The organism is Saccharothrix sp. NRRL B-16348 (assembly GCF_001280085.1).
Classification (GTDB): Bacteria; Actinomycetota; Actinomycetes; order Mycobacteriales; family Pseudonocardiaceae; genus Actinosynnema.
Window position 1 is genome coordinate 15,678 of the sequence record NZ_LGED01000244.1, and the last position, 20,496, is coordinate 36,173.

22 protein-coding genes are annotated in these 20,496 nt (G+C 72.3%); 2 read left to right on the forward strand and 20 right to left on the reverse strand.

Translation table 11 applies throughout. The annotated features are described in order from the left end of the window. Positions 1–62 precede the first annotated feature (62 nt). The 11 genes from coaBC to pyrR form a co-directional block, all read right to left on the reverse strand. Positions 63–1,301: a bifunctional phosphopantothenoylcysteine decarboxylase/phosphopantothenate--cysteine ligase CoaBC gene (coaBC, locus tag ADK67_RS39085; protein ID WP_053721630.1), complete on the reverse strand. Its 1,239-nt coding sequence runs from the start codon at positions 1,299–1,301 to the stop codon at positions 63–65. Beyond that, the gene (gene rpoZ, locus ADK67_RS39090; RefSeq protein ID WP_053721631.1) at positions 1,298–1,576 is read right to left on the reverse strand and encodes a DNA-directed RNA polymerase subunit omega; all 279 of its coding nucleotides are present in this window, start codon (positions 1,574–1,576) and stop codon (positions 1,298–1,300) included. The genes coaBC and rpoZ overlap by 4 nt, the downstream gene beginning before the upstream one ends. 65 nt (positions 1,577–1,641) lie before the next feature. Beyond that, complete coding sequence (gene gmk, locus ADK67_RS39095) at positions 1,642–2,241, reverse strand: guanylate kinase (RefSeq protein WP_053721632.1); 600 nt, start codon at positions 2,239–2,241, stop codon at positions 1,642–1,644. Continuing rightward, positions 2,238–2,555: an integration host factor, actinobacterial type gene (gene mihF / locus ADK67_RS39100; RefSeq protein WP_033427832.1), complete on the reverse strand. Its 318-nt coding sequence runs from the start codon at positions 2,553–2,555 to the stop codon at positions 2,238–2,240. Before mihF ends, gmk begins: the two co-directional genes overlap by 4 nt. Positions 2,556–2,856: 301 nt before the next feature. After that, entirely contained in the window at positions 2,857–3,657 is an 801-nt protein-coding gene (gene pyrF, locus ADK67_RS39105) for an orotidine-5'-phosphate decarboxylase (RefSeq protein WP_053721744.1), read from the reverse strand. A 14-nt stretch (positions 3,658–3,671) separates the two neighbouring features. Further along, the gene (gene carB, locus ADK67_RS39110; RefSeq protein WP_053721633.1) at positions 3,672–6,971 is read right to left on the reverse strand and encodes a carbamoyl-phosphate synthase large subunit; all 3,300 of its coding nucleotides are present in this window, start codon (positions 6,969–6,971) and stop codon (positions 3,672–3,674) included. Continuing rightward, positions 6,971–8,083, reverse strand: a complete 1,113-nt coding sequence (carA, locus tag ADK67_RS39115) for a glutamine-hydrolyzing carbamoyl-phosphate synthase small subunit (RefSeq protein WP_053721634.1) — start codon at positions 8,081–8,083, stop codon at positions 6,971–6,973. The genes carB and carA overlap by 1 nt, the downstream gene beginning before the upstream one ends. Next, positions 8,080–8,565 (reverse strand): PH-like domain-containing protein, encoded by a 486-nt coding sequence (locus ADK67_RS39120; RefSeq protein ID WP_053721635.1) that lies wholly within the window; start codon positions 8,563–8,565, stop codon positions 8,080–8,082. Before ADK67_RS39120 ends, carA begins: the two co-directional genes overlap by 4 nt. Further along, the gene (locus ADK67_RS39125) at positions 8,562–9,845 is read right to left on the reverse strand and encodes a dihydroorotase (protein WP_082404476.1); all 1,284 of its coding nucleotides are present in this window, start codon (positions 9,843–9,845) and stop codon (positions 8,562–8,564) included. The genes ADK67_RS39120 and ADK67_RS39125 overlap by 4 nt, the downstream gene beginning before the upstream one ends. After that, the gene (locus tag ADK67_RS39130) at positions 9,842–10,774 is read right to left on the reverse strand and encodes an aspartate carbamoyltransferase catalytic subunit (protein WP_053721636.1); all 933 of its coding nucleotides are present in this window, start codon (positions 10,772–10,774) and stop codon (positions 9,842–9,844) included. Before ADK67_RS39130 ends, ADK67_RS39125 begins: the two co-directional genes overlap by 4 nt. Beyond that, a complete protein-coding gene (gene pyrR, locus ADK67_RS39135; RefSeq protein WP_053721637.1) occupies positions 10,771–11,343 on the reverse strand; it encodes a bifunctional pyr operon transcriptional regulator/uracil phosphoribosyltransferase PyrR in 573 nt (190 codons plus the stop codon). The genes ADK67_RS39130 and pyrR overlap by 4 nt, the downstream gene beginning before the upstream one ends. Before the next feature lie 258 nt (positions 11,344–11,601). Between pyrR and bldD the strand changes: the two genes are divergently transcribed. Next, the gene (gene bldD / locus ADK67_RS39140) at positions 11,602–12,090 is read left to right on the forward strand and encodes a transcriptional regulator BldD (protein ID WP_015103676.1); all 489 of its coding nucleotides are present in this window, start codon (positions 11,602–11,604) and stop codon (positions 12,088–12,090) included. A gap of 169 nt (positions 12,091–12,259) precedes the next feature. Here the strand turns inward: bldD and nusB are convergent, their stop codons facing one another. From nusB to ADK67_RS39155, 3 genes are all read right to left on the reverse strand, one after another. Continuing rightward, positions 12,260–12,679: a transcription antitermination factor NusB gene (nusB, locus tag ADK67_RS39145; RefSeq protein WP_053721638.1), complete on the reverse strand. Its 420-nt coding sequence runs from the start codon at positions 12,677–12,679 to the stop codon at positions 12,260–12,262. Position 12,680: 1 nt separating this feature from the next. Then, positions 12,681–13,244 (reverse strand): elongation factor P, encoded by a 564-nt coding sequence (gene efp, locus ADK67_RS39150; protein WP_053721639.1) that lies wholly within the window; start codon positions 13,242–13,244, stop codon positions 12,681–12,683. 76 nt (positions 13,245–13,320) lie between these two features. Next, complete coding sequence (locus ADK67_RS39155) at positions 13,321–14,406, reverse strand: M24 family metallopeptidase (protein ID WP_053721640.1); 1,086 nt, start codon at positions 14,404–14,406, stop codon at positions 13,321–13,323. A 155-nt stretch (positions 14,407–14,561) separates the two neighbouring features. Between ADK67_RS39155 and ADK67_RS39160 the strand changes: the two genes are divergently transcribed. After that, entirely contained in the window at positions 14,562–14,978 is a 417-nt protein-coding gene (locus tag ADK67_RS39160; RefSeq protein ID WP_082404477.1) for a B-4DMT family transporter, read from the forward strand. On the opposite strand, the gene ADK67_RS39165 is transcribed toward ADK67_RS39160, so the two are convergent. From ADK67_RS39165 to ADK67_RS51675, 6 genes are all read right to left on the reverse strand, one after another. After that, positions 14,975–15,394, reverse strand: coding sequence for a VOC family protein (locus ADK67_RS39165; protein WP_231648575.1), 420 nt, complete (start codon positions 15,392–15,394; stop codon positions 14,975–14,977). The two genes, ADK67_RS39160 and ADK67_RS39165, sit on opposite strands and share 4 nt — an antisense overlap. Before the next feature lie 306 nt (positions 15,395–15,700). After that, complete coding sequence (gene aroB / locus ADK67_RS39170; protein ID WP_053721747.1) at positions 15,701–16,807, reverse strand: 3-dehydroquinate synthase; 1,107 nt, start codon at positions 16,805–16,807, stop codon at positions 15,701–15,703. A 19-nt stretch (positions 16,808–16,826) separates the two neighbouring features. Beyond that, entirely contained in the window at positions 16,827–17,858 is a 1,032-nt protein-coding gene (locus ADK67_RS39175; RefSeq protein ID WP_053721642.1) for a DNA glycosylase AlkZ-like family protein, read from the reverse strand. Beyond that, entirely contained in the window at positions 17,859–18,377 is a 519-nt protein-coding gene (locus ADK67_RS39180; protein WP_053721643.1) for a shikimate kinase, read from the reverse strand. Then, the gene (gene aroC / locus ADK67_RS39185; RefSeq protein ID WP_053721644.1) at positions 18,374–19,573 is read right to left on the reverse strand and encodes a chorismate synthase; all 1,200 of its coding nucleotides are present in this window, start codon (positions 19,571–19,573) and stop codon (positions 18,374–18,376) included. The genes ADK67_RS39180 and aroC overlap by 4 nt, the downstream gene beginning before the upstream one ends. A gap of 43 nt (positions 19,574–19,616) precedes the next feature. After that, complete coding sequence (locus ADK67_RS51675) at positions 19,617–20,492, reverse strand: hypothetical protein (RefSeq protein WP_157621375.1); 876 nt, start codon at positions 20,490–20,492, stop codon at positions 19,617–19,619. Positions 20,493–20,496 lie beyond the last annotated feature (4 nt).

Genomic DNA, 20,496 nt, shown 5'->3' on the forward strand with positions numbered 1-20,496 from the left:
ACACTCCCTAACTGTCCGATCTGCGAATGGTTCAAAGCTTACTGACGGCTCGGGCGCGACGGTCACCGTTCGACGGTCGGTGCGACGGCGTCCCACAATGCGGACGCCAGCCGTGCTTTCGAGCCGTGCGGGATCGGGGTTTCCGCGCCGTCGGCGGACAGCAGCCAGCCGGCGTTGTCCTCGACCTCGAACGCGCGACCGTCGCCGACGGCGTTGACCACCAACCAGTCGCAGCCCTTGCGCTTGAGCTTCGCGCGACCGTACTCGAGCACGCCGGCCTCGGCGTCCCCGGTCTCGGCCGCGAACCCCACGACGACCTGGCCGGGGCGCCGCGCGGCGACCAGCTCGGCCAGGATGTCCGGGTTGCGGGTGAGCGCGACCGGGTCGGGGTCGCGATCGGACTTCTTGATCTTGTGCTGGACCAGGTCGACCGGCCGGAAGTCGGCGACGGCCGCGGCCATCACCACGACGTCCGCCTCGGCGGCGACGGTGTGCATCGCGTCACGCAGCTCCAGCGCCGAGCCGACGCGCACGACGTCCACCCCGGCGGGCGCGACGAGGTCCGCGGTGTGCGCGGCGACCAGCGTGACCCGCGCGCCGCGCTGGGCCGCGACCCTGGCCAGCGCGTAGCCCTGCCGGCCGGACGAGCGGTTGCCCAGGAAGCGCACCGGGTCGAGCGGCTCGCGCGTGCCGCCCGCCGACACGGCGACGTGCACGCCTTCCAGGTCGCGCGGCAGCGCGTCGGGGCGCGCCAGCAGCAACCGGGCCAGGTCGACGATCTCGGCGGGCTCGGGCAGCCTGCCCTTGCCGGTGTCCTTGCCGGTCAGCCTGCCGCTGGCGGGCTCGGCGACGATCACGCCGCGCGAGCGCAGCAGCGCCACGTTGGCCCGCGTCGCCGGGTGCTCCCACATCTCGGTGTGCATCGCCGGCACGAGCAGGACCGGGCAGCGCGCGGTCAGCAGCGTGTTGGTGAGCAGGTCGTCGGCCAGGCCGTGGGCGGCCTTGGCGATCAGGTTCGCCGTGGCGGGCGCGACGACGACCAGGTCGGCGTGCTGCCCCAGCTTCACGTGCGGCACGGAGGGGACGTCCTCGAACACCCCGGTCTGCACGGGCTGACCGGACAACGCCTCGAACGTGGCCGCGCCGACGAACTTCAGCGCGCCGTCCGTGGGCACGACGCGCACGGCGTGGCCGGACTCGGTGAGCCGGCGCAGCACCTCGCACGCCTTGTACGCGGCGATGCCCCCGCCCACCCCGAGGACGATCCTCGGGCGGTCGGGGGCGTCAACGGCCTCGGTCACTCGCCCTCGGTGTGCTCGAGCAGACCCGCGTGGATCTCCCGGAGCGCGATCGACAGCGGCTTCTCGCGCGGGCCCGGCTCGACCAGCGGGCCGACGTACTCGAGCAGGCCCTCACCGAGCTGCGCGTAGTAGTCGTTGATCTGGCGCGCGCGCTTGGCGGCGTAGATCACCAGCGCGTACTTCGAGCTGACCTGCTCCAGGAGGTCGTCGATCGGGGGGTTGGTGATGCCCTCCGGAGTACCCGAGAGCGGGCCCAGCTCGGTGTGCGTGGTCACTCGTCAACGCTCCTGCGGTTCAAGGGTGGGTCTGCGGGTCGTCCCGCGCCTCGCGACGCGCGTGCTCACGCGTCGGGCACCGGGCCGACCACCAAGTTTAGCAAGCTCGCGGCGGCGGACTTCACGTCGTCGTTCACCACGACCTCGTCGAACTCCGGCTCGGCCGCCAGTTCCTCCTTGGCGATCTCCAACCGGCGGGCGACGACGGCGGGGTCCTCGGTGCCGCGGCCGGTCAGCCGACCGACCAGGTCCTCCCACGACGGCGGGGCCAGCATGACGAGCTGGGCCTCCGGCATCGCGACCCGGACCTGCCGGGCGCCCTGCAGCTCGATCTCCAGCAGGGACGGCGTGCCGGCCGCCAGGGCCCGGACCACCGGCGCTCTGGGGGTGCCGTAGCAGTTGCCCGCGAACTCGGCGTGCTCCAGGAACTCGCCCCTGGCGACCATGTCGCGGAACTCGGCGGAGTCGACGAAGTGGTAGTGCACCCCGTCGACCTCGCCCGGTCTCGGCTTCCGCGTGGTCACCGAGACGCTGAAGTGGATCTCCGGTTCCATCCGGCGCAGCTCGGCCAGCACGCTGGACTTGCCGACGCCGGACGGACCGGACAGAACGGTGAGGCGGGGCCGGGCGCGAACGCCCGACCCCACCCCGGTGCCATCACTCACTCGCCGCTGAACTCGGTGAGCAGCGCCTTGCGCTGCCGCTCACCCAGGCCGCGCAGCCGACGGGACGGAGCGATCTCAAGGCGCTCCATGATCTGCTGCGCACGCACCTTGCCGACGCCCGGAAGCGCCTCGAGCAGCGCGGACACCTTCATCTTGCCAAGGACCTCGTCGCTCTCAGCGGCCTTCAGCACGTCCGTCAGGGTCGTGCCGCCACGCTTGAGGCGCTCCTTGAGCTCAGCCCGAGCGCGACGAGCGGCAGCAGCCTTCTCCAGCGCTGCGGCCCGCTGCTCCTCGGTAAGCTGGGGAAGGGCCACGATTTCCTCCGTGGTGTGGGAATTTCAATTCTGGATCGGTGCCGCGACCGTACCGAGCGCAATTGCCTGGGTACAACGTGGGTCCCAGTCAGGTGAATCTTTCAGCGCTGGAGTGGTTGCGGCGGGTGGTAGTAGTACCAACACCCTCCAACAGGTCCATCACCGCCACCGGTAACGCCTTGCGCACGCCCTGTGTGGTATGCGCTCGATGGGTGATGGACCCGCCGGTGGCCAGGACCGTACCAGGGACCGTTTGCGCAGGTGAGCGGACCACGTGAAGCGTGTCGCGATTTGATCGTGATCACATCTCCAGGGAGCGCCGCACGGCGTCCGCCGCGGACCGCAACTTTGCGGCTTCCGGGCCGTGCCTGAGCACGTCCCGGGAGGACGTCGGCAGCACTCCGCGCAGGTCCGCGCCGAACAGCGAGCGCAGGTCCGCGACGGTGGCGCCCTGCGCCCCGAACCCCGGCGCGAGGACGTATCCGTGCAGGTCAGAGAGGTCCAGCCCGTGGTCGCCGACGGTCGCGCCCACCACGAGCCCGACGTCGCCGAGCGGTTCCAGACCGGCGTTCGCGCGGGCCGCGGAGTCCGCGATCGACTGCGCGACCGAACGCCCGTCGGGGCCCACGGCGCGCTGCACGGAAGCGCCCTCGGGATTCGAAGTCAACGCGAGCACGAATATTCCGCGACCGCTCGCGGCGGCGGCTTCCAGGGCCGGATCGAGCGATCCGAAGCCGAGGTACGGCGACGCGGTGACCGCGTCGCCGGCCAGCGGCGAGCCCTCGGTGAGGTAGGCGGCGGCGTACGCGGCCATCGTGGAGCCGATGTCGCCGCGCTTGGCGTCCACCAGCACCAGCGTGCCGCTGTCCCTGAGGTCCGCCACGACGCGTTCCAGCACCGCCACGCCCCGTGACCCGTGCGCCTCGAAGAAGGCCGCCTGCGGCTTCACCAGCGCCACGTGACCGCCGAACGCCTCCACGCACGTCAGCGCGAACCGCTCCAGCCCCGCGGCGTCGTGGGAGAGGCCCCAGGACGCCAGCAGGCCGGGGTGCGGGTCGATGCCGACGCACAGGGGGCCGTGCTCGGCGACCGCCTTCGCCATCCGCGCGCCGAACCTCACGCGTCACCCCGCAGGGCCGCCTGGAGCGCCTGGAGGGGCCGCACGCCGATGTCGCCGCGGATGGCGGCCTCGATGCCGTGCACGGCCGCCGCCGCGCCCTGGATCGTGGTCACGCACGGGATGTCCTTGGCCACGGCCGCGGTGCGGATCTCGTAGCCGTCGACGCGCGGCCCGTTGTTGCCGTACGGGGTGTTGATGATCATGTCGACGGTGCCCGCGAGGATGGCGTCGACGATGTTGTCGGCGCCCTCGAAGTGCTTGCGCACGATCGTGCAGGGGATGCCGTTGCGGCGCAGCACCTCGGCCGTGCCCGCGGTGGCCAGCACCTCGAAGCCCAGGTCGGCGAGCCGCTTGACCGGGAAGATCATGGCCCGCTTGTCCCGGTTCGCCACCGACACGAACACCCGCCCTGACGTGGGCAAAGAGCCGTAGGAGGCGGTCTGCGACTTGGCGTAGGCCATGCCGAAGGACACGTCGATGCCCATGACCTCGCCGGTCGACTTCATCTCCGGGCCGAGCAGCGAGTCGACGCCCTTGCCCTCCGGCGTGCGGAACCGGTGGAACGGCAGCACGGCCTCCTTGACCGCGACCGGGGCGTGCGCGGGCAGCTTCGCGCCGTCGCCCGTCTTGGGCAGCAGGCCCTCGGCGCGCAGCTGGGCGACGGTGGCGCCGAGCATGATCCGGGCGGCGGCCTTGGCCAGCGGCACCGCCGTGGCCTTGGAGACGAACGGCACGGTGCGCGAGGCGCGCGGGTTGGCCTCCAGGACGTACAGCACGTCGTCCTTGAGCGCGTACTGCACGTTGAGCAGGCCGCGCACGCCGATGCCCTCGGCGATGGCCAGCGTGGACCGCCGGACCGCCTCGACGTCGGACTCGCCGAGCGTGATCGGGGGCAGGGCGCACGCCGAGTCGCCGGAGTGCACGCCGGCCTCCTCGATGTGCTCCATCACACCGCCGATGAACACCTCGTTGCCGTCGTAGAGGGCGTCGACGTCGATCTCGATGGCGTCGTCGAGGAACCGGTCGACCAGCACCGGGTGCTCCGGGCTGACCTCGGTGGCGCGCTGGATGTAGCCCTGGAGGGTCTCCTCGTCGTAGACGATCTCCATGCCGCGCCCGCCGAGCACGTACGAGGGCCGCACCAGCACCGGGTAGCCGATCTCGTCCGCGATGGCCTTGGCCTGCGCGAACGACGTCGCCATGCCGTACTTCGGCGCGGGCAGCCCGGCGTCGGCGAGCACCTGGCCGAACGCGCCGCGCTCCTCGGCGAGGTGGATGGCGTGCGGCGGGGTGCCGACGACCGGCACGCCGGCGTCCGCGAGCCGCTGCGCGAGGCCCAGCGGCGTCTGGCCGCCGAGCTGCACGATCACGCCGACGACCGTGCCGGAGCGCTGCTCGGAGTGGAACACCTCCAGCACGTCCTCGAACGTCAGCGGCTCGAAGTACAGCCGGTCCGACGTGTCGTAGTCGGTGGAGACGGTCTCCGGGTTGCAGTTGACCATCACGGTCTCGTACCCGGCCTCGCGCAGCGCCATGGCCGCGTGCACGCACGAGTAGTCGAACTCGATGCCCTGCCCGATCCGGTTCGGGCCCGAGCCGAGGATCAGCACCTTCGGCTTGTCGGGCTGCTCGGCGACCTCGCTCTCGGCGTCGGGGTCCAGCTCGTAGGCCGAGTAGTGGTACGGGGTCTTGGCGGCGAACTCGGCGGCGCACGTGTCGACCGTCTTGAACACCGGCCGCACGCCCAGCCGGTGGCGCAGCGAGCGGACGCCGTCCTCGCCGGCCAGCTCCGGGCGCAGCGCCGAGACCTGCCGGTCGGACAGGCCCGCCCGCTTGGCCTTGCGCAGCAGCCGTTCGTCCAGCACGGGCGCGTCCTCGATCTCACCGCGCAGGTCGACCAGCCACGCCAGCTGCTCGATGAACCACGGGTCGATCCGCGACGCCTCGTGCACCTGCTCGATCGTCGCGCCGAGGCGCAGCGCCCGGTCCACCGTGTACAGGCGGCCGTCGTGGCCCTTGCGCAGGGCGTCCAGAGTGGACTCCAGCGTCTCGTCCGGGTCGGGAGTGGTCCAGAAGCCGGCGGCCTTGGTCTCCATGGAGCGCAACGCCTTGCCGAGCGCCTCCGCGAAGCTGCGGCCGATGGACATCGCCTCGCCGACCGACTTCATGGTCGTGGTGAGCGTGCTGTCCGCGCCGGGGAACTTCTCGAACGCGAACCTCGGCACCTTCACCACGACGTAGTCCAGCGTAGGTTCGAAACTGGCCGGGGTTTCGCCGGTGATGTCGTTCCGGATCTCGTCCAGCGTGTAGCCGATGGCGAGTTTCGCGGCGATCTTGGCGATCGGGAAACCGGTCGCTTTCGACGCCAGCGCCGACGAGCGGGACACGCGCGGGTTCATTTCGATGACGACCATGCGGCCGTTGCCGGGGTGGATGGCGAACTGGATGTTGCAGCCGCCGGTGTCCACCCCGACCTCGCGGATGACCGCGATGCCGACGTCGCGCATGTGCTGGTACTCGCGGTCGGTGAGCGTCATCGCCGGCGCCACGGTCACCGAGTCGCCGGTGTGCACGCCCATCGGGTCGATGTTCTCGATGGAGCAGACCACGACCACGTTGTCGTTGCGGTCGCGCATCAGCTCCAGCTCGTACTCCTTCCAGCCGAGCACGCTCTCCTCGATCAGCACCTCCGTGACCGGGGACTCGGCCAGGCCGGACGCGGCCAGCCGCTCCAGCTCCTCCGGGGTGTGCGCCATGCCCGAGCCGAGGCCGCCCATGGTGAACGACGGCCGGATGACGACCGGCAGGCCCAGCTCGGCCACGGTCGCGCGGACGTCCTCCATGGTCTTGCAGACCGCGCTGCGCGGCACGTCCGCGCCGATCCTGCGGACCAGGTCCTTGAAGATCTGCCGGTCCTCGCCCCGCTGGATGGCGTCGATGTCCGCGCCGATCAGCTCGACGTCGTACTTCTCCAGGACGCCGCGCTCGTGCAGCGCGATCGCCGTGTTCAACGCGGTCTGGCCGCCCAGCGTGGCCAGGATGGCGTCCGGCCGCTCGGCCGCGATGACCTTCTCCACGAACTCCGGGGTGATCGGCTCGACGTAGGTCGCGTCGGCGAACTCCGGGTCCGTCATGATCGTCGCCGGGTTCGAGTTGACCAGGGAGACCCGCAGGCCCTCCTCGCGCAGCACCCGGCACGCCTGGGTGCCCGAGTAGTCGAACTCGCAGGCCTGGCCGATGACGATCGGGCCGGAGCCGATGACCAGCACGTGCTTGAGATCAGTCCTCTTCGGCATCAGCGGCCCTCGCCCATCATCGTCACGAACTCGTCGAACAGCGGTGCGGCGTCGTGCGGACCGGCCGCCGCTTCCGGGTGGTACTGCACGCTGAACGCGGGCACTTCCAGGGCGCGGACACCCTCGACCGTGCCGTCGTTGGGGCAGTAGTGGCTCAGCAGCACGCGGCCGAAGTCGGAGGTGAACTCCTCCCCCGGCTCGCCTTCCAGCGCGAACCCGTGGTTCTGCGAGGTGATGGCCACCTTGCCGGTCGCCACGTCGATCACCGGGATGTTGATGCCGCGGTGGCCGTAGCGCATCTTGTACGTCTCGCGGCCGAGCGCGCGGCCGAGGATCTGGTTGCCGAAGCAGATGCCGAACAGCGGGATCCGGCGGTCCAGCACGCCCCGGGTCAGCTCGACCGCGTGCGCCTGGGTGGCCGGGTCGCCCGGGCCGTTGGACAGGAACACGCCGTCCGGCTTGACCGCGACCAGGTCGTCGACGGTCGAGGTCAGCGGCAGCACGTGCACCTCGATGCCGCGGGCGGCCATCATCCGCGGCGTGTTCGACTTGATGCCCAGGTCGAGCGCGGCGACGGTGAAGCGGCGCTCGCCAACGGCCTCGACCACGTACGGCTCGGGGGTGGTCACGTCGCCGGCCAGGTCGGCGCCCTTCATCGTGGGCGCGCTGCGGACCCGGGCCAGCATCTCCTCGACCTCGCCCAGCTCGTCGCCGGAGAACACGCCCGCGCGCATCGCGCCCTGCTCGCGCAGGTGGCGGGTGAGCATCCGGGTGTCGATGCCCGCGATGCCGACGATCCCCTGGCTCACCAGCTCCTCGTCCAGCCCGCGCTTGGACCGCCAGTTCGACGGCGCCCGCGAGGGGTCGCGGACGACGTACCCGGCGACCCAGATGCGGCCCGACTCGTCGTCCTCGTCGTTCCAGCCGGTGTTGCCGATCTGCGGCGCGGTCTGCACCACGATCTGGCGGTGGTAGGACGGGTCGGTCAGGGTCTCCTGGTAGCCGGTCATGCCGGTGGAGAACACCGCCTCGCCCAGGCTCGCGCCGACCGCGCCGTAGGCCTCACCGCGGAACACGCGGCCGTCTTCCAGCACCAGTGCCGCGTTCGTCATGAGTCGCCTCCCAGCGCTTGCACCCACTGCTCGTACACGTCCTTGTCGTCGCCCCGGAACCCGGTGTCGAACACCTGGTCGCCGAGGTGCCAGCGCACGACCAGCAGGCCGTCCGCCGTCATCACCTTGCCCGCGAGGCCGCGGGCCGTGCGGGCTCCGTCGAGTTGCGCCGTGGGAATCCACAGCGCGCTCGCGCCGGTGCGCTCCACCAGCACACCGTTCTCGGTGAGCTTCAGGGTCGCCTCGGCGCGGTGGCCGATGTCGCCGACCGCGACCCGGTCCTGCCAGTCGTCGCCGATGGTGGTGCCGACGTACACGCCGGTCGTCTCCAGCATCGTCGCGCCGGTCTCGGCGGGCGGCGGCGGGAACTCCGGCAGCACCTCGGCCTGCCGGCGTGCCCGGCGTTGCCAACCGCGCCACATGCCGTAGAGGCAGAGCAGGAAGATCGCCAGCACGGCGAGGGAGAGCAGCACGCGCGTCATGCGGGGATCCTTCCGCCGGCGGCCGTCACGCGCCCGCGCAGCAGGGTCGCGACCACCGCGCCGGGCAGCTCCATGCCCTCGAACGGGGTGTTGGCCGCGATGCTGGCGAACTCCGCGCCGCGCACCGTCCAGGTGGCGTCCGGGTCGACCAGGGTGAGGTTGGCGGGCTCGCCGACCTCGATCGGCCGGCCCTGGTCGGGCAGCCCGGCGATCTCGGCGGGCCGCTCGCTCATCACCCGCGCCACGCCGCGCCAGTCCAGCAGACCGGTCCTGACCATGGTCTCCACCACGATCGACAGCGCGGTCTGCAGGCCGAGCATGCCGGGCCGGGCCGCGGACCACTCGGTGTCCTTGTCCTGCACGGCGTGCGGCGCGTGGTCGGTGGCCACGCAGTCGATGACGCCCTCGGCCAGCGCCTCGCGCAGCACCTTGACGTCGGCCGCCGTGCGCAGCGGCGGGTTGACCTTGTTCACCGGGTCGTAGGTCGCCAGCCGGTCGTCGGTCAGCAGCAGGTGGTGGGGCGTGACCTCGGCGGAGACCTCCGTGCCGCGGGCCTTCGCCCACCTCAGCACGTCCGCGGTGCCGGTGGTGGAGACGTGGCAGACGTGCAGCCGGGCGCCCGCGTGCAGCGCCAGCAGGCAGTCCCGGGCCACGATCGACTCCTCGGCCGCGGCGGGCCAGCCCTGCAAGCCCAGCCGGGACGCCTGCTCGCCCTCGTGCGCCTGCGCGCCCACGGTCAGCCGGGGCTCCTCGGCGTGCTGCGCGACGACCACGTCCAACGCCCGGCTGTACTCCAGCGCGCGCCGCATGATCAACGGGTCGTGCACGCAGTGGCCGTCGTCGGAGAACACCCGCACGCCCGCCTTGGCCATCGTGCCCAGCTCCGCGAGCTTCACGCCCTCCAGGCCGACGGTGACCGCGCCGACCGGGTGCACGTCGACCAGGCCGACCTCGCGGCCGCGCCGGGCGACGTGCTGGACGACCACCTCGTTGTCCGCGACCGGGTTCGTGTTGGCCATGGCGAACACCGCCGTGTAGCCGCCCAGCGCGGCGGCGGCCGAGCCGGTGGCGATGGTCTCGGTGTCCTCGCGGCCGGGTTCGCGCAGGTGGGTGTGCAGGTCGACGAAGCCGGGCAGCAGGACCGCGCCGTTCCCCTCGACCACCTCCGCGTCCGGGGCTTCGACGGACCCGATCGCGGCGATCACGCCGTCGCGGATCAGCACATCGGTCGGGTCGCCTTCGCCGTACGGTCGTACTCCCTTGAGGATCAAGGGGATCACGCGGTTTCCTCCTCGTGGGCAAGCAGGTGGTAGAGGACGGCCATGCGCACGTGCACGCCGTTGCGCACCTGGTCGGTGATGGCGGCACGGGGTGAGTCGGCGACCGCCGAGGCGATCTCCATGCCGCGCAGCATCGGACCGGGGTGCAGCACGACCGCGTGCTCGGGCAGCAGCTTGAGCCGCCGCTCGCTCAGGCCGTAGGCGATGGAGTACTCGCGGGCCGACGGGAAGAACCCGCCGTGCATCCGCTCGGCCTGCACCCTCAGCAGCATCACGGCGTCGAGGCTGGGCAGCTCGGCGTCCAGCTCGTGCGAGACGGTGACCGGCCAGTTCGATACCCCGACCGGCAGCAGCGTCGGCGGCGCGACCAGCGTCACGTCCGCGCCCAGCGCGGTGAGCAGGTGCACGTTGGACCGGGCGACCCGGCTGTGCAGGACGTCGCCGACGATCGCGATCCGGCGGTCGCGCAGGTCGCCGAGGCGTTCCCGCAGGGTGGCCGCGTCCAGCAGGGCCTGGGTCGGGTGCTCGTGCATGCCGTCGCCCGCGTTGACGACCGACGTGCCCGCCTCGCGCAGCCAGCCGGCCAGCCGGTGCGCCGCGCCGGACGCCGGGTGCCGCACGATGACGCAGTCCGCGCCCGCCGCGGCCAGGGTCAGCGCGGTGTCCCGCAGCGACTCGCCCTTGCTCACGCTGGACCCGGAGGCTGAGACGTTCACCACGTCCGCGCTCATCCACTTGCCCGCGATCTCGAAGCTCACCCGGGTGCGGGTGGAGTTCTCGTAGAACATCGTGATGACCGTGCGGCCGCGCAACGTGGGCAGTTTGCGCACCTCACGGCCTTCGAGGGCCTGCTTGAGGCTCGCCGCCGTGTCCAGGATGGCGGTCGCCTGCGCCGGGTCGATGCCCTCGGTGGTGAGCAGGTGCTTCACCGCAGCACCACCCCGTCGCGCTGGTCGAACTCGTCCAGCAGCACGTGGACCTCCTCGGTGCGGGCCGTGGGCACGTTCTTGCCCACGTAGTCCGCGCGGATCGGCAGCTCGCGGTGGCCGCGGTCGACCAGGACGGCCAGCTGCACGGCGCGCGGGCGGCCGTGGTCGCGCAGGGCGTCGAGCGCGGCGCGGATCGTGCGGCCGGAGAACAGCACGTCGTCCACCAGGACCACGAGCTTGTCGTCGATGCCGCCCTCGGGCAGCTTCGTCGCCTCCAGCGGCCGGGTGGGGCCTCGGCGCAGGTCGTCCCGGTAGAGGGTCACGTCCAGCGTGCCGGTCGGCACCTCGACGCCCGAGAACTCGGCGATCCGCACGGCCAGCCGGCGGGCCAGCGGCGCTCCCCGGCTCGGAATCCCCATCAGGACTACTGCGGGTGCGCTCGGTGCATCAAGAGCGGTCTTCTCGATGATCTGATGGGCCATTCGGGCGACGGTGCGCGCGACGTCGCCGGCCGACAGGAGCTCGCGCTCCCGGGCCGGGTCCGTCGCGCCACGTTGACGTGGCGCCACGGTTGGACCTCCTTCCCCGCCTCGCTGGACGGGTCCTTAAAGGACGTCGGACACCCGGCTGCGACCGGGCTGACCAGCACCGTATCAGGCGAGCGCGGTCAATCTTCCGGGTGGTGTGCGTGGTCTCGCCCACCTGTCCCAACGAGATCAGCTTGACCTGGTGACCACGGAGAGCAATCATTACTCTGCGTATTGATCTAAGCCTCCCCGCGGCAGTCCCCTACCGGCTGACGGGGCGAATGAACGGAGAACCGCCACATGGGCGACTACGCCAAGGCGCTGGGGGCAAAGCTCCGCGCGATCCGCCAGCAGCAGGGCTTGTCTTTGCACGGCGTCGAGCAGAAGTCCGGCGGTCGCTGGAAGGCCGTGGTCGTCGGCTCGTACGAGCGCGGCGACCGCGCCGTGACCGTGCAGAAGCTCGCCGAGCTGGCCGACTTCTACGGCGTCCCGGTGGCCGAGCTGCTGCCGGAAGGTCGGGTTCCGTCCGGTGCGGAGCCCGCCACGAAGATCGTCATCAACCTGGAACGGCTGCAACAGCTGCCGGCGGAGAAGGTCGGACCGCTCGCGCGGTACGCGGCCACCATCCAGAGCCAGCGCGGCGACTACAACGGCAAGGTGCTGTCCATCAGGACCGAGGACCTGCGGTCGCTGGCGATCATCTACGACATGACGCCCGGCGAGCTGACCGAGCAGCTCATCGACTGGGGCGTGCTGCCTCCCGAGGCTCGTCCGGCCAAGGAGGACTGAGCACGCGGAAAGGGCCACCCGGCGGTTCGCCAACGGGTGGCCCTTCCGGCCTGTGGCCTGCGCGGCGGCAGGCGGTGCGGCTGTGCACGCGTGCGGCCGAGGCCGTGACGTGCGTCGACGTGCGTCCGCGGCGGCTGCGGGTGCTTCGGCGTGCGGCTGCGGTGTGCGGCTAGAGCACGGCCCGGAGCTGGTCGGCGATGACCGCGATCCGGCCGAGCACGCCGTTGACGAACCGCGGCGAGTCGTCCGTGGACAGGCCCTTCGCCAGCTCGACGGCCTCGTCGATCGCGACGGCGTCCGGCACGTCCGCGGCCCACAGCAGCTCGTAGAGCCCGATCCGCAGCACCGCGCGGTCGACCGCCGGCATGCGCTGCAGCGTCCAGCCCTCCGCGTGCTCGGAGATCAGGTCGTCGATGCGCGCGCGGTGCGCCGTGACGCCTTCCACCAGGACGATCGTGTAGTCGTTCACCGGCGGCACGTCCGTCGAACCGACCCGGTCCGCGAGCAGCGTGACCGGGTCGGCGCCCCGCAGGTCGGCCTCGTAGAGGACGTCGAGCGCGCGTTTGCGGGCCTTGCTCCGTGCGCCCATCTCAGCCGTTCACTCGGCCGAGGTAACGGCCGTCGCGGGTGTCGACCTTGATCTTCTCGCCGGTGGTGACGAACAGCGGCACCTGGATCTCCGCGCCGGTCTCCAGCGTGGCGGGCTTGGTGCCGCCGGTGGAGCGGTCGCCCTGCAGGCCGGGGTCGGTGTGCTGGATCACGAGCTCGACCGAGGTCGGGAGCTCGATGTAGAGCGCGACGCCCTCGTGCATGGCGACGATCGCTTCCTGGTTCTCCAGCATGTAGTTCGCCGCGTCGCCGACCGTCTCGGCCGGGATGCTGATCTGGTCGTAGGTGTCGCCGTCCATGAAGACGAAGTCGGCGCCGTCCTTGTACAGGTAGGTCATGCCGCGCTTGTCGACGGTGGCCGTCTCGACCTTGGTGCCCGCGTTGAAGGTCTTGTCCACGACCTTGCCGGTCAGGACGTGCTTCAACGTGGTGCGCACGAAGGCGCCGCCCTTGCCCGGCTTCACGTGCTGGAACGCGGTGACGGTCCACAGCTGGCCGTCGAGGTTCAGCACCAGGCCGTTCTTCAGGTCGTTGGTGGTGGCCACGGTGGTGGGCTCTCCTGTTGCGTGAGTGGAGGACGACGTCGGCTCGGCCGACGAATCCGATTCCAGCGATCCGACTTCAGATGACCACGAGCTCCTTCGTGGTCAGGGTGAGGAGCTCCGGGGCGCCTTCGCGCACCACGAGCGTGTCCTCGATGCGGACACCGCCCTTCCCGGCCAGGTACACGCCGGGCTCGACGGTGACCGCCATACCGGGCAGAAGTGTACCGTCACCCGCCTTCGACAGCGCTGGAGCCTCGTGGATCTGCAGGCCGACGCCGTGGCCGAGGCCGTGCAGGAACTCGTCGCCGTAGCCGGCCTCCTCGATCACGCCGCGCGCCGCCGCGTCCACCTCCGAGACGCGCGTGCCGACCGCGAGCGCGGCCCGGCCCGCCGCCTGCGAGGCCGCGACCAGTTGGTACAGCTCGCGCTGCCAGTCCGCGGCCCGGCCGACGACCAGGGTGCGGGTCATGTCGGAGTGGTAGCCGTCGACCAGCGCGCCGAAGTCCAGCTTCACGAAGTCGCCGTCGCGGACCAGGGCGTCGGTCGGCCGGTGGTGCGGCACGGCCGAGTTCGCGCCCGCGGCCACGATCGACTCGAACGCCGGACCGGCCGCGCCGTGGTCGAGCATGCGGCTCTCCAGCTCGCGGGCGATCTCCTTCTCGCTGCGGCCCGGCCGCAGGCCGCCGTGCTCGACGAGGCCGGCCAGCGCCCGGTCGGCCGCCGCGCACGCCATGCGCAGCGCCTCGACCTCGGCGTCGTCCTTGACCAGCCGCAGCCGTTCGACCAGGTCGGCGGCGCGCACCAGCTCCGCGCCGTCCGCCGCGTCGGTGAGCGCGTCCAGGCCGTCCACCGTCACGTGCCTGCTCTCGAAGCCGACCCGGCCCGCGCCCGCCTTGGACGCGCGCTGCACCAGCGCCGCGTCGCAGGGCCGGTCGATGACCCGCTCCAGGTCCGGCACCTGCGCGGCGGCCTGGGTGAGGTACCGGCCGTCGGTGCAGAACACCGTCGCGTCGTCGGAGTCGGCGTGCACGAGGAGCGCCGCGTTCGAGCCGGTGAACCCGGTGAGGTAGCGGACGTTGAGCAGGTTCGTCACCAGCAGCGCGTCCAGCTCCCGGTCCCGGAGCGTGGCGCGCAGGGCGGCGCGGCGAGTGGAGTGCGGCATGTCAGCAGCCTAAGGCCCGGTGGACCACCTCACCGTGCCACTCGATCGGGTGAACCGTGCTGAATCGTGCGACGGTTCGCGTGACGGACAGTGCGGCCCTCGGCGGGGCTGTCGGGCGCTATGACGGGCCGCCGGTCCGACTTAGGGTGGGGCGCATGCGCGTGTGGCTGGTCCGAGGGTTCTGGCTGGGTCTGTTCCACGGCGGGGTGCAGACCGGCACCTCGGCGGTAAGCGTGCACAGTCCTGAGGCCGCCTCTTCCACCCGGTACATCGCGATCGGGTTGGTCGTCGTGATCGGGCTGCTGTGGGGTGCGTTGGACGCGTGGCGGGGGTTGGACGGGCGCGGCATGGTGTGGTTCGCCGCGGCGCTGGTGGCGGGGCCGTTGGCCGGGATCGCGGGCGTGGTCGGAAGGTCGCTGGTGGACCAGACGGGGTTGGAGGCGCTCGGGCCGGCGCTGACCGGCGGAGCCGCGTTCACGGCGTTGCTGGTCATGACGACGGCGGCGGTCGGGATGGCCATCGGCAACGCCCTGCCCCAACCGGAAGGCTCGCAGCCGGAAGGGTCGCGCTAGCCCGCTCCCGCCACGAGCTCCACCTCGAAGCCGTCGGAGTTCTCCAGGTAGGCGGCGTAGTGGTCCGGGCCACCGGCGTGGGGGTACTTGTCCGAGAACAACGGCGACCAACCGTGGTCCGGCGCGGTGGCGGCGAGCCGGTCGACCTCCGCCCGTCCCGCGACGTGGAACGCCAGGTGGTTCAGGCCCGTGCCGAGCCGGCGGTGTGCGTCCAGCGCGGGCGAGTGCTCGACCACCAGGTAGGTGGGGCCGAGCCGCCAGCTCACCCCCGCCGACCAGCGCTGGTACTCGACCCAGCCCAGTTCGCCGAGCAACCAGCCGATGCTGCGCTCGGCGCGGGCCAAGTCGGGCACCCACAGCTCGACGTGGTGCAGGTACCCGGCCGTCATCCGCCCCCGCCCATCGTTCCTCGCCATTCCTCTCCTCGCCGCCGTTCGCCGAGCCACCAGCCGATGCCGTGACCGGCTGCCCTGCTCGGCGCGAGATGATCACCCGAAAGAGGCACCGGCTCCGGGGATGAATGGCAATCCCGGATTTGTTGCCGGAAAAGAGAGGTGTGGCGCCCCGGCCTCACGTGTCTGTGTCGGCTCTGCGGGTGTGGTCGGCTGATCGGCTTGGCGTGTCTGTGTCGGCTCTGCGTGCCTGTGTGGGCTTGGCGGGCGCGGTCGGCTGAGCGGGCCTGTGTGGGCTTGGCGGGCGTGGTCGGCTCGGCGGGCCCGCGGTCACAGCAGGATGCTCCCGCCCGCCTTCGGCTCGGCCGCGACCGCGGAGTAGGCCGCCGCGATGAGCGCCGGGTCCGGTCCCTCCAGCCGGCCGGGCTTGGCCAGGCCGTCGAGCACCACGAACCGCAGCACGCCCGAGCGGGTCTTCTTGTCCGAGCGCATGCCCTCCAGGAGCTGGCCGAGCGCGTCCGGGTCGTAGCCCGTCGGCAGGCCGAGGGAGGTGAGGATCGAGCGGTGCCGGTCGGCGGTCGCGTCGTCCAGCCTGCCCGCAAGGCGGGCCAGCTCGGCGGCGAACACCAGGCCGACGCTGACCGCCGCGCCGTGCCGCCACCGGAAGCGCTCGCGGCGCTCGATGGCGTGCGCGAGGGTGTGGCCGTAGTTCAGGATCTCCCGCAGGTCCGATTCGCGCAGGTCGGTCGACACGACGTCGGCCTTGACCTGGATCTTGCGCCGGACCAGCTCCTCGATCACGTCGCCGGCCGGGTCGAGCGCGGCCTCCGGGTCGGCCTCGATCAGGTCGAGGATCACCGGGTCGGCGATGAAACCGCCCTTGACCACCTCGGCCATGCCCGCGACGAGTTCGTTGCGGGGCAGGGTCTCCAGCGTGCTCAGGTCGACCAGGACGGCTTCCGGCTCGTAGAACGTGCCGACCAGGTTCTTGCCCGCGTCGGTGTTGATGCCGGTCTTGCCGCCGACCGCGGCGTCCACCATGCCCAGCAGCGTGGTCGGCACGTGGACCAGCTTCACCCCGCGCATCCAGGTGGAGGCGACGAACCCGGCCAGGTCGGTCACCGCGCCGCCGCCGAGGCTGATCACGGCGTCCGTGCGGCCGAGGCCGATGCGGCCGAACACGTCCCAGCAGTACCCGGCGACCCGCAGGTCCTTGCCGTCCTCGGCGTCGGGGACCTCGACGCGGTGCGCGTCGATCCCGGCGGCCTCCAGCTCGCCGCGGACCACCTCGGCGGTCTCGGCCAGCGTCGGCGTGTGGACGATCGCCGCCCTGGCCGTGCCCTTCAGGGTCTCGACCAGGTCGCCGAGCAGGCCGCGGCCCACCACCACGTCGTACGGTCGTTCCGCGGCCACGCGGATCCGCACCGGCTCGCCCATCACCACTCCCCTCGTCGGGTCACCATTCGACCACGTCCGCTCCGAGCGCCGCGCCGCCCCACACCCCGGCCAGCACCTCGGCCTGGTCGGAGATCGCGCGCCGCGCCGTGCCCTTGACCTTCGACCAGCCCGTGAGCTGGAACGTCACCGTCCGGCCGCGGAACTCGTGCCGCCACGCGCCCGCGACCCGGCCGTGCAGGACGAGCGCGCCGGGACTGCCGACGGGCCGCCACACCTGCTTGGCGACGTCCGGGTCGGCGACCAGGTGACGTGGGCCGAGCAGGTACGGGTCGCGCGGGAACAGCAGCAGGCCGGCGGGCGGGTCGGGCGCTTCGGGCACGTCCTCGTGCGCCAGCAGCCGCTTGCCGTCGACCCGGACCGGGCGCAGGTCGGGCCACGTGTCCTGGGGGCCCGCGCCGAGCCACTTCTCCGCGTCGGCCTTGGCGAACGGTCCGACGAGCCGCGCGTAGTCGCGCAGCAGGGTCGGCTCGCCGGGGTAGTCCTCGACGTCGGGTCTCGCGGTCGGGCGGCGGAAGACGAGCTTCGCGCCCACGTGCTCCAGTTCGATGCCCGCGAGGAGGGTGCCGAGGCGGAACAGGTTCTCGATGACGTGGTCGACGCCGCAGCCTGGGCAGTACGGGGTGGCGGCCGGGGGCAGCAGCGGGCTGATCGCCGCGGACAGCTCGCCCTTGGTGGCCGTGTCGCCGGGGAACTCGCGGTGCAGGAGGTCGACGACGAGGTCGACGTGCTCCAGATCGGGTGTCGGGTGCGCGCCGCACCACGCCGTCAGTTGCCGTGGCGTGCGCGGGCGGAGCTGGCGGCGCAGCGCGGGCAGGTCGTCGCGGCGGTGCAGGTGCGGCGCGCCGCGCAGGCTCAGCACCCGGACCAGGTCGTCGGTGCTCTCACGGCGTCCGCGCACGCCCAGTGCCGCCGCGCCCGTCTTCGGCGGGCTGTCGACCACGCCGAGCGGCAGCACCGCGTCGGGGTCGTCGCCGTGCAGACCTTGCACCGCGGCGCGGTGCGCGAGGACCCGTGCCCCGGTGAGGTCCACTCAGGTCCCTTGCGCCTGTCCTGTCGGGCGGAGCACGGCGTCGACCACCTGCTCCGGCGTGAGGTCGTCGGTGGTCACCTCGACCGTGGCGACCTCCCGGTACAGGGGCAGGCGCGCGTCGAGCAGGGTCTTGAAGGTCGCGCGCGGGTTCACGCCCGCCAGCAGCGGTCGTGCGCCGGACATGCCGGTGCGCCGCACGCCCTCGGCCATGCCGACGTTCAGGAAGACCACGGTGTGCCCGGCGAGCCGGCCGCGGGTGGTCTCGGACAGCACCGCGCCGCCGCCGAGCGCCAGCACGCCGTCGTGGTTCTTCAGGCCCTCGGCGACGGCTTCTTCCTCCATCGCGCGGAACGCGGGCTCGCCGTCGTCGGTGAAGATGTCGGAGATCGGCTTGCCCGCCGTGGCGACGATGTCGTCGTCGGTGTCGCGGAAGGTGACGTCGAGGCGTTCGGCGAGCAGCCGGCCGACCGTCGTCTTACCGGCTCCCGGCGGCCCGAGGACGACGAATCGCGGGCTCACAGGCCCTCCCAGCGGGCTTCCAGCGCCTCCAGGTAGGAGGCGACGTTGCGCTTGGTCTCGGCGATCGAGTCGCCGCCGAACTTCTCCAGCGCCGTCTCGGCCAGCACCAGCGCCACCACGGACTCCAGCACCACGCCCGCGCGGGGCACCGCGCACACGTCCGAGCGCTGGTGGATCGCCACCGCGGGCTCTCCGGTTCGGACGTCCACAGTGGACAGCGCGCGGGGCACCGTCGAGATGGGCTTCATGGCGACGCGGACGCGCAGCGGCTCACCGTTGGTGATGCCGCCCTCCAGGCCGCCCGCCCGGTTGGAGCGCCGCGTGACGCCCTTCGGCCCCGGGCCCCGGTCGATCTCGTCGTGCGCCTGGCTGCCCCAGCGCTCGGCGGTGGTGAAGCCGTCGCCGATCTCCACGCCCTTCATCGCCTGCACGCCCATGAGCGCGCCGGCGAGCCGCGCGTCGAGGCGCCGGTCCCAGTGGACGTGCGAGCCGAGGCCCGGCGGCAGGCCGTAGACGATGACCTCGATCACGCCGCCGACCGTGTCGCCCGCCTCCTTCACCGCCTCGACCTCGGCCACCATCGCCTCGGTGCCGCGCGCGTCGAAGGCCCGGACCGGGCTCGCGTCCACGGCGGCGAGGTCGTCCGGGCCGGGGACGGGCGCGTCGGCGGGCGTCTTGGCCTTGCCGATGGAGACGACGTGGCTGATCACGTCGGCGTCGAAGACCTGCTTGAGGAAGTGGCGGGCGACCGTGCCGAGCGCGGTGCGGGCCGCGGTCTCCCGGGCGCTCGCGCGTTCGAGCACGGGACGCGCCTCGTCGAAGCCGAACTTCTGCATGCCGGGCAGGTCGGCGTGGCCGGGGCGGGGCCTGGTCAGCGCCTCGTTGCGGCCGGTCGGCTTCAGCTCGGACGGGTCGACAGGGTCGGCGGACATCACCTTCTGCCACTTGGGCCACTCGGTGTTCCCGATCCGGACCGCGATCGGGCCGCCCTGGGTGAGCCCGTGGCGGACGCCGCCGAGGATCTCGACCTCGTCGGCCTCGAAGCCCATGCGCGGGCTGCGGCCGAAGCCGAGCCTGCGGCGCTCCAGTTGAGCGGTCAGGTCGGCAGTGGTGACCTCGACCCCGGCGACCATGCCTTCCAGCACGGCGACGAGGGCCGGTCCATGGGACTCCCCAGCGGTGATCCAGCGCAGCACGCCGCCGATCCTTTCACAGTGTGAACAGGGGCGGACGTCCAGGTCAACGCGCTCCGACCGTGTCCCGCCAGGTGGACGCCCGGCCGGTCCCGACCGCGCTCCGCAACGCACCGACCAGGGCGTCCGACGCGATCTCCCAGGACAGCCCCGACGAGTCACCGAGGTTCAACCGCAGCGGTTCCCCGAGCCGGTCGAACACCACCGCGAGTTCCACCCCGGTGAACCGGTGCCACCGCGGCGGCCAGTCGGCCGGCAACGCCTTCGGTGAAGCGAACGCGTCGACCACCGCGCCCCGCGTCACGAGGTGGCCGCGGGGCGGCCGGGCGGGATCCGCCGGCAGCACGAGCTCCGCCGCGAGCACGGCCGCGAGCAGGTCGTCCTGACCCAGCTCTTCCCGGTGGACGAGCCGCAGCACGGCTTCCAGCTCATTGGCCGGTCCCGCTTCGACGGCCGACTGGTCCGTGGCCGGCGCGGGCGCGGGTGCGGCGGATGCCGATGCGGCAGGTGCGGCTGGGGCGGCCGCGGGCCCGGCGGCCGCGAGTCCGGCGCGTACGGGTCCGGCGGGTGCGGCGGCGAGCGGTGCAGCGGGTCGGGACGAGGCGGGACCCGGGGATCCGGCCATGTGCGCGAGCGGGGGCGGGGTGGTGGCCGCAGCACCGGTCGGCGCGGCGAGGTGGGCCGGCGCGGGTGGACCGGCGGATGTGGCAGGGGGCCGTGCGGCCGGGTGAGCGGGTGGTGGTGGGTTGGGGATCGGGCGGTAGCGGGGGTTGGGGACGTACTGGTCGGTGATCTCGCCTCGGCCGTCCACCAGGTACCTGCCGATCACCGCCTCGGCGGGTGGGGCGGCGGTGGAGGTGCGGTGGTTCGGGTCGACCACGTGCAGCCAGGCATTCGGGGTGGTGCGCGCCCTTGCCCTCATCTCG

What these genes read in the sequence shown, in the direction of transcription:
- ADK67_RS39120 (WP_053721635.1), bottom strand. Translation starts at nt 8,565, where the DNA reads ATGACGCGCGTGCTGCTCTCCCTCGCCGTGCTGGCGATCTTCCTGCTC.
- ADK67_RS39165 (WP_231648575.1), bottom strand. Translation starts at nt 15,394, where the DNA reads ATGGCGAGGAACGATGGGCGGGGGCGGATGACGGCCGGGTACCTGCAC.
- carB (WP_053721633.1), bottom strand. Translation starts at nt 6,971, where the DNA reads ATGCCGAAGAGGACTGATCTCAAGCACGTGCTGGTCATCGGCTCCGGC.
- aroB (WP_053721747.1), bottom strand. Translation starts at nt 16,807, where the DNA reads ATGGGCGAGCCGGTGCGGATCCGCGTGGCCGCGGAACGACCGTACGAC.
- ADK67_RS51675 (WP_157621375.1), bottom strand. Translation starts at nt 20,492, where the DNA reads ATGAGGGCAAGGGCGCGCACCACCCCGAATGCCTGGCTGCACGTGGTC.
- pyrF (WP_053721744.1), bottom strand. Translation starts at nt 3,657, where the DNA reads ATGGCGAAGGCGGTCGCCGAGCACGGCCCCCTGTGCGTCGGCATCGAC.
- bldD (WP_015103676.1), top strand. Translation starts at nt 11,602, where the DNA reads ATGGGCGACTACGCCAAGGCGCTGGGGGCAAAGCTCCGCGCGATCCGC.
- carA (WP_053721634.1), bottom strand. Translation starts at nt 8,083, where the DNA reads ATGACGAACGCGGCACTGGTGCTGGAAGACGGCCGCGTGTTCCGCGGT.
- ADK67_RS39160 (WP_082404477.1), top strand. Translation starts at nt 14,562, where the DNA reads ATGCGCGTGTGGCTGGTCCGAGGGTTCTGGCTGGGTCTGTTCCACGGC.
- ADK67_RS39155 (WP_053721640.1), bottom strand. Translation starts at nt 14,406, where the DNA reads ATGCCGCACTCCACTCGCCGCGCCGCCCTGCGCGCCACGCTCCGGGAC.
- nusB (WP_053721638.1), bottom strand. Translation starts at nt 12,679, where the DNA reads ATGGGCGCACGGAGCAAGGCCCGCAAACGCGCGCTCGACGTCCTCTAC.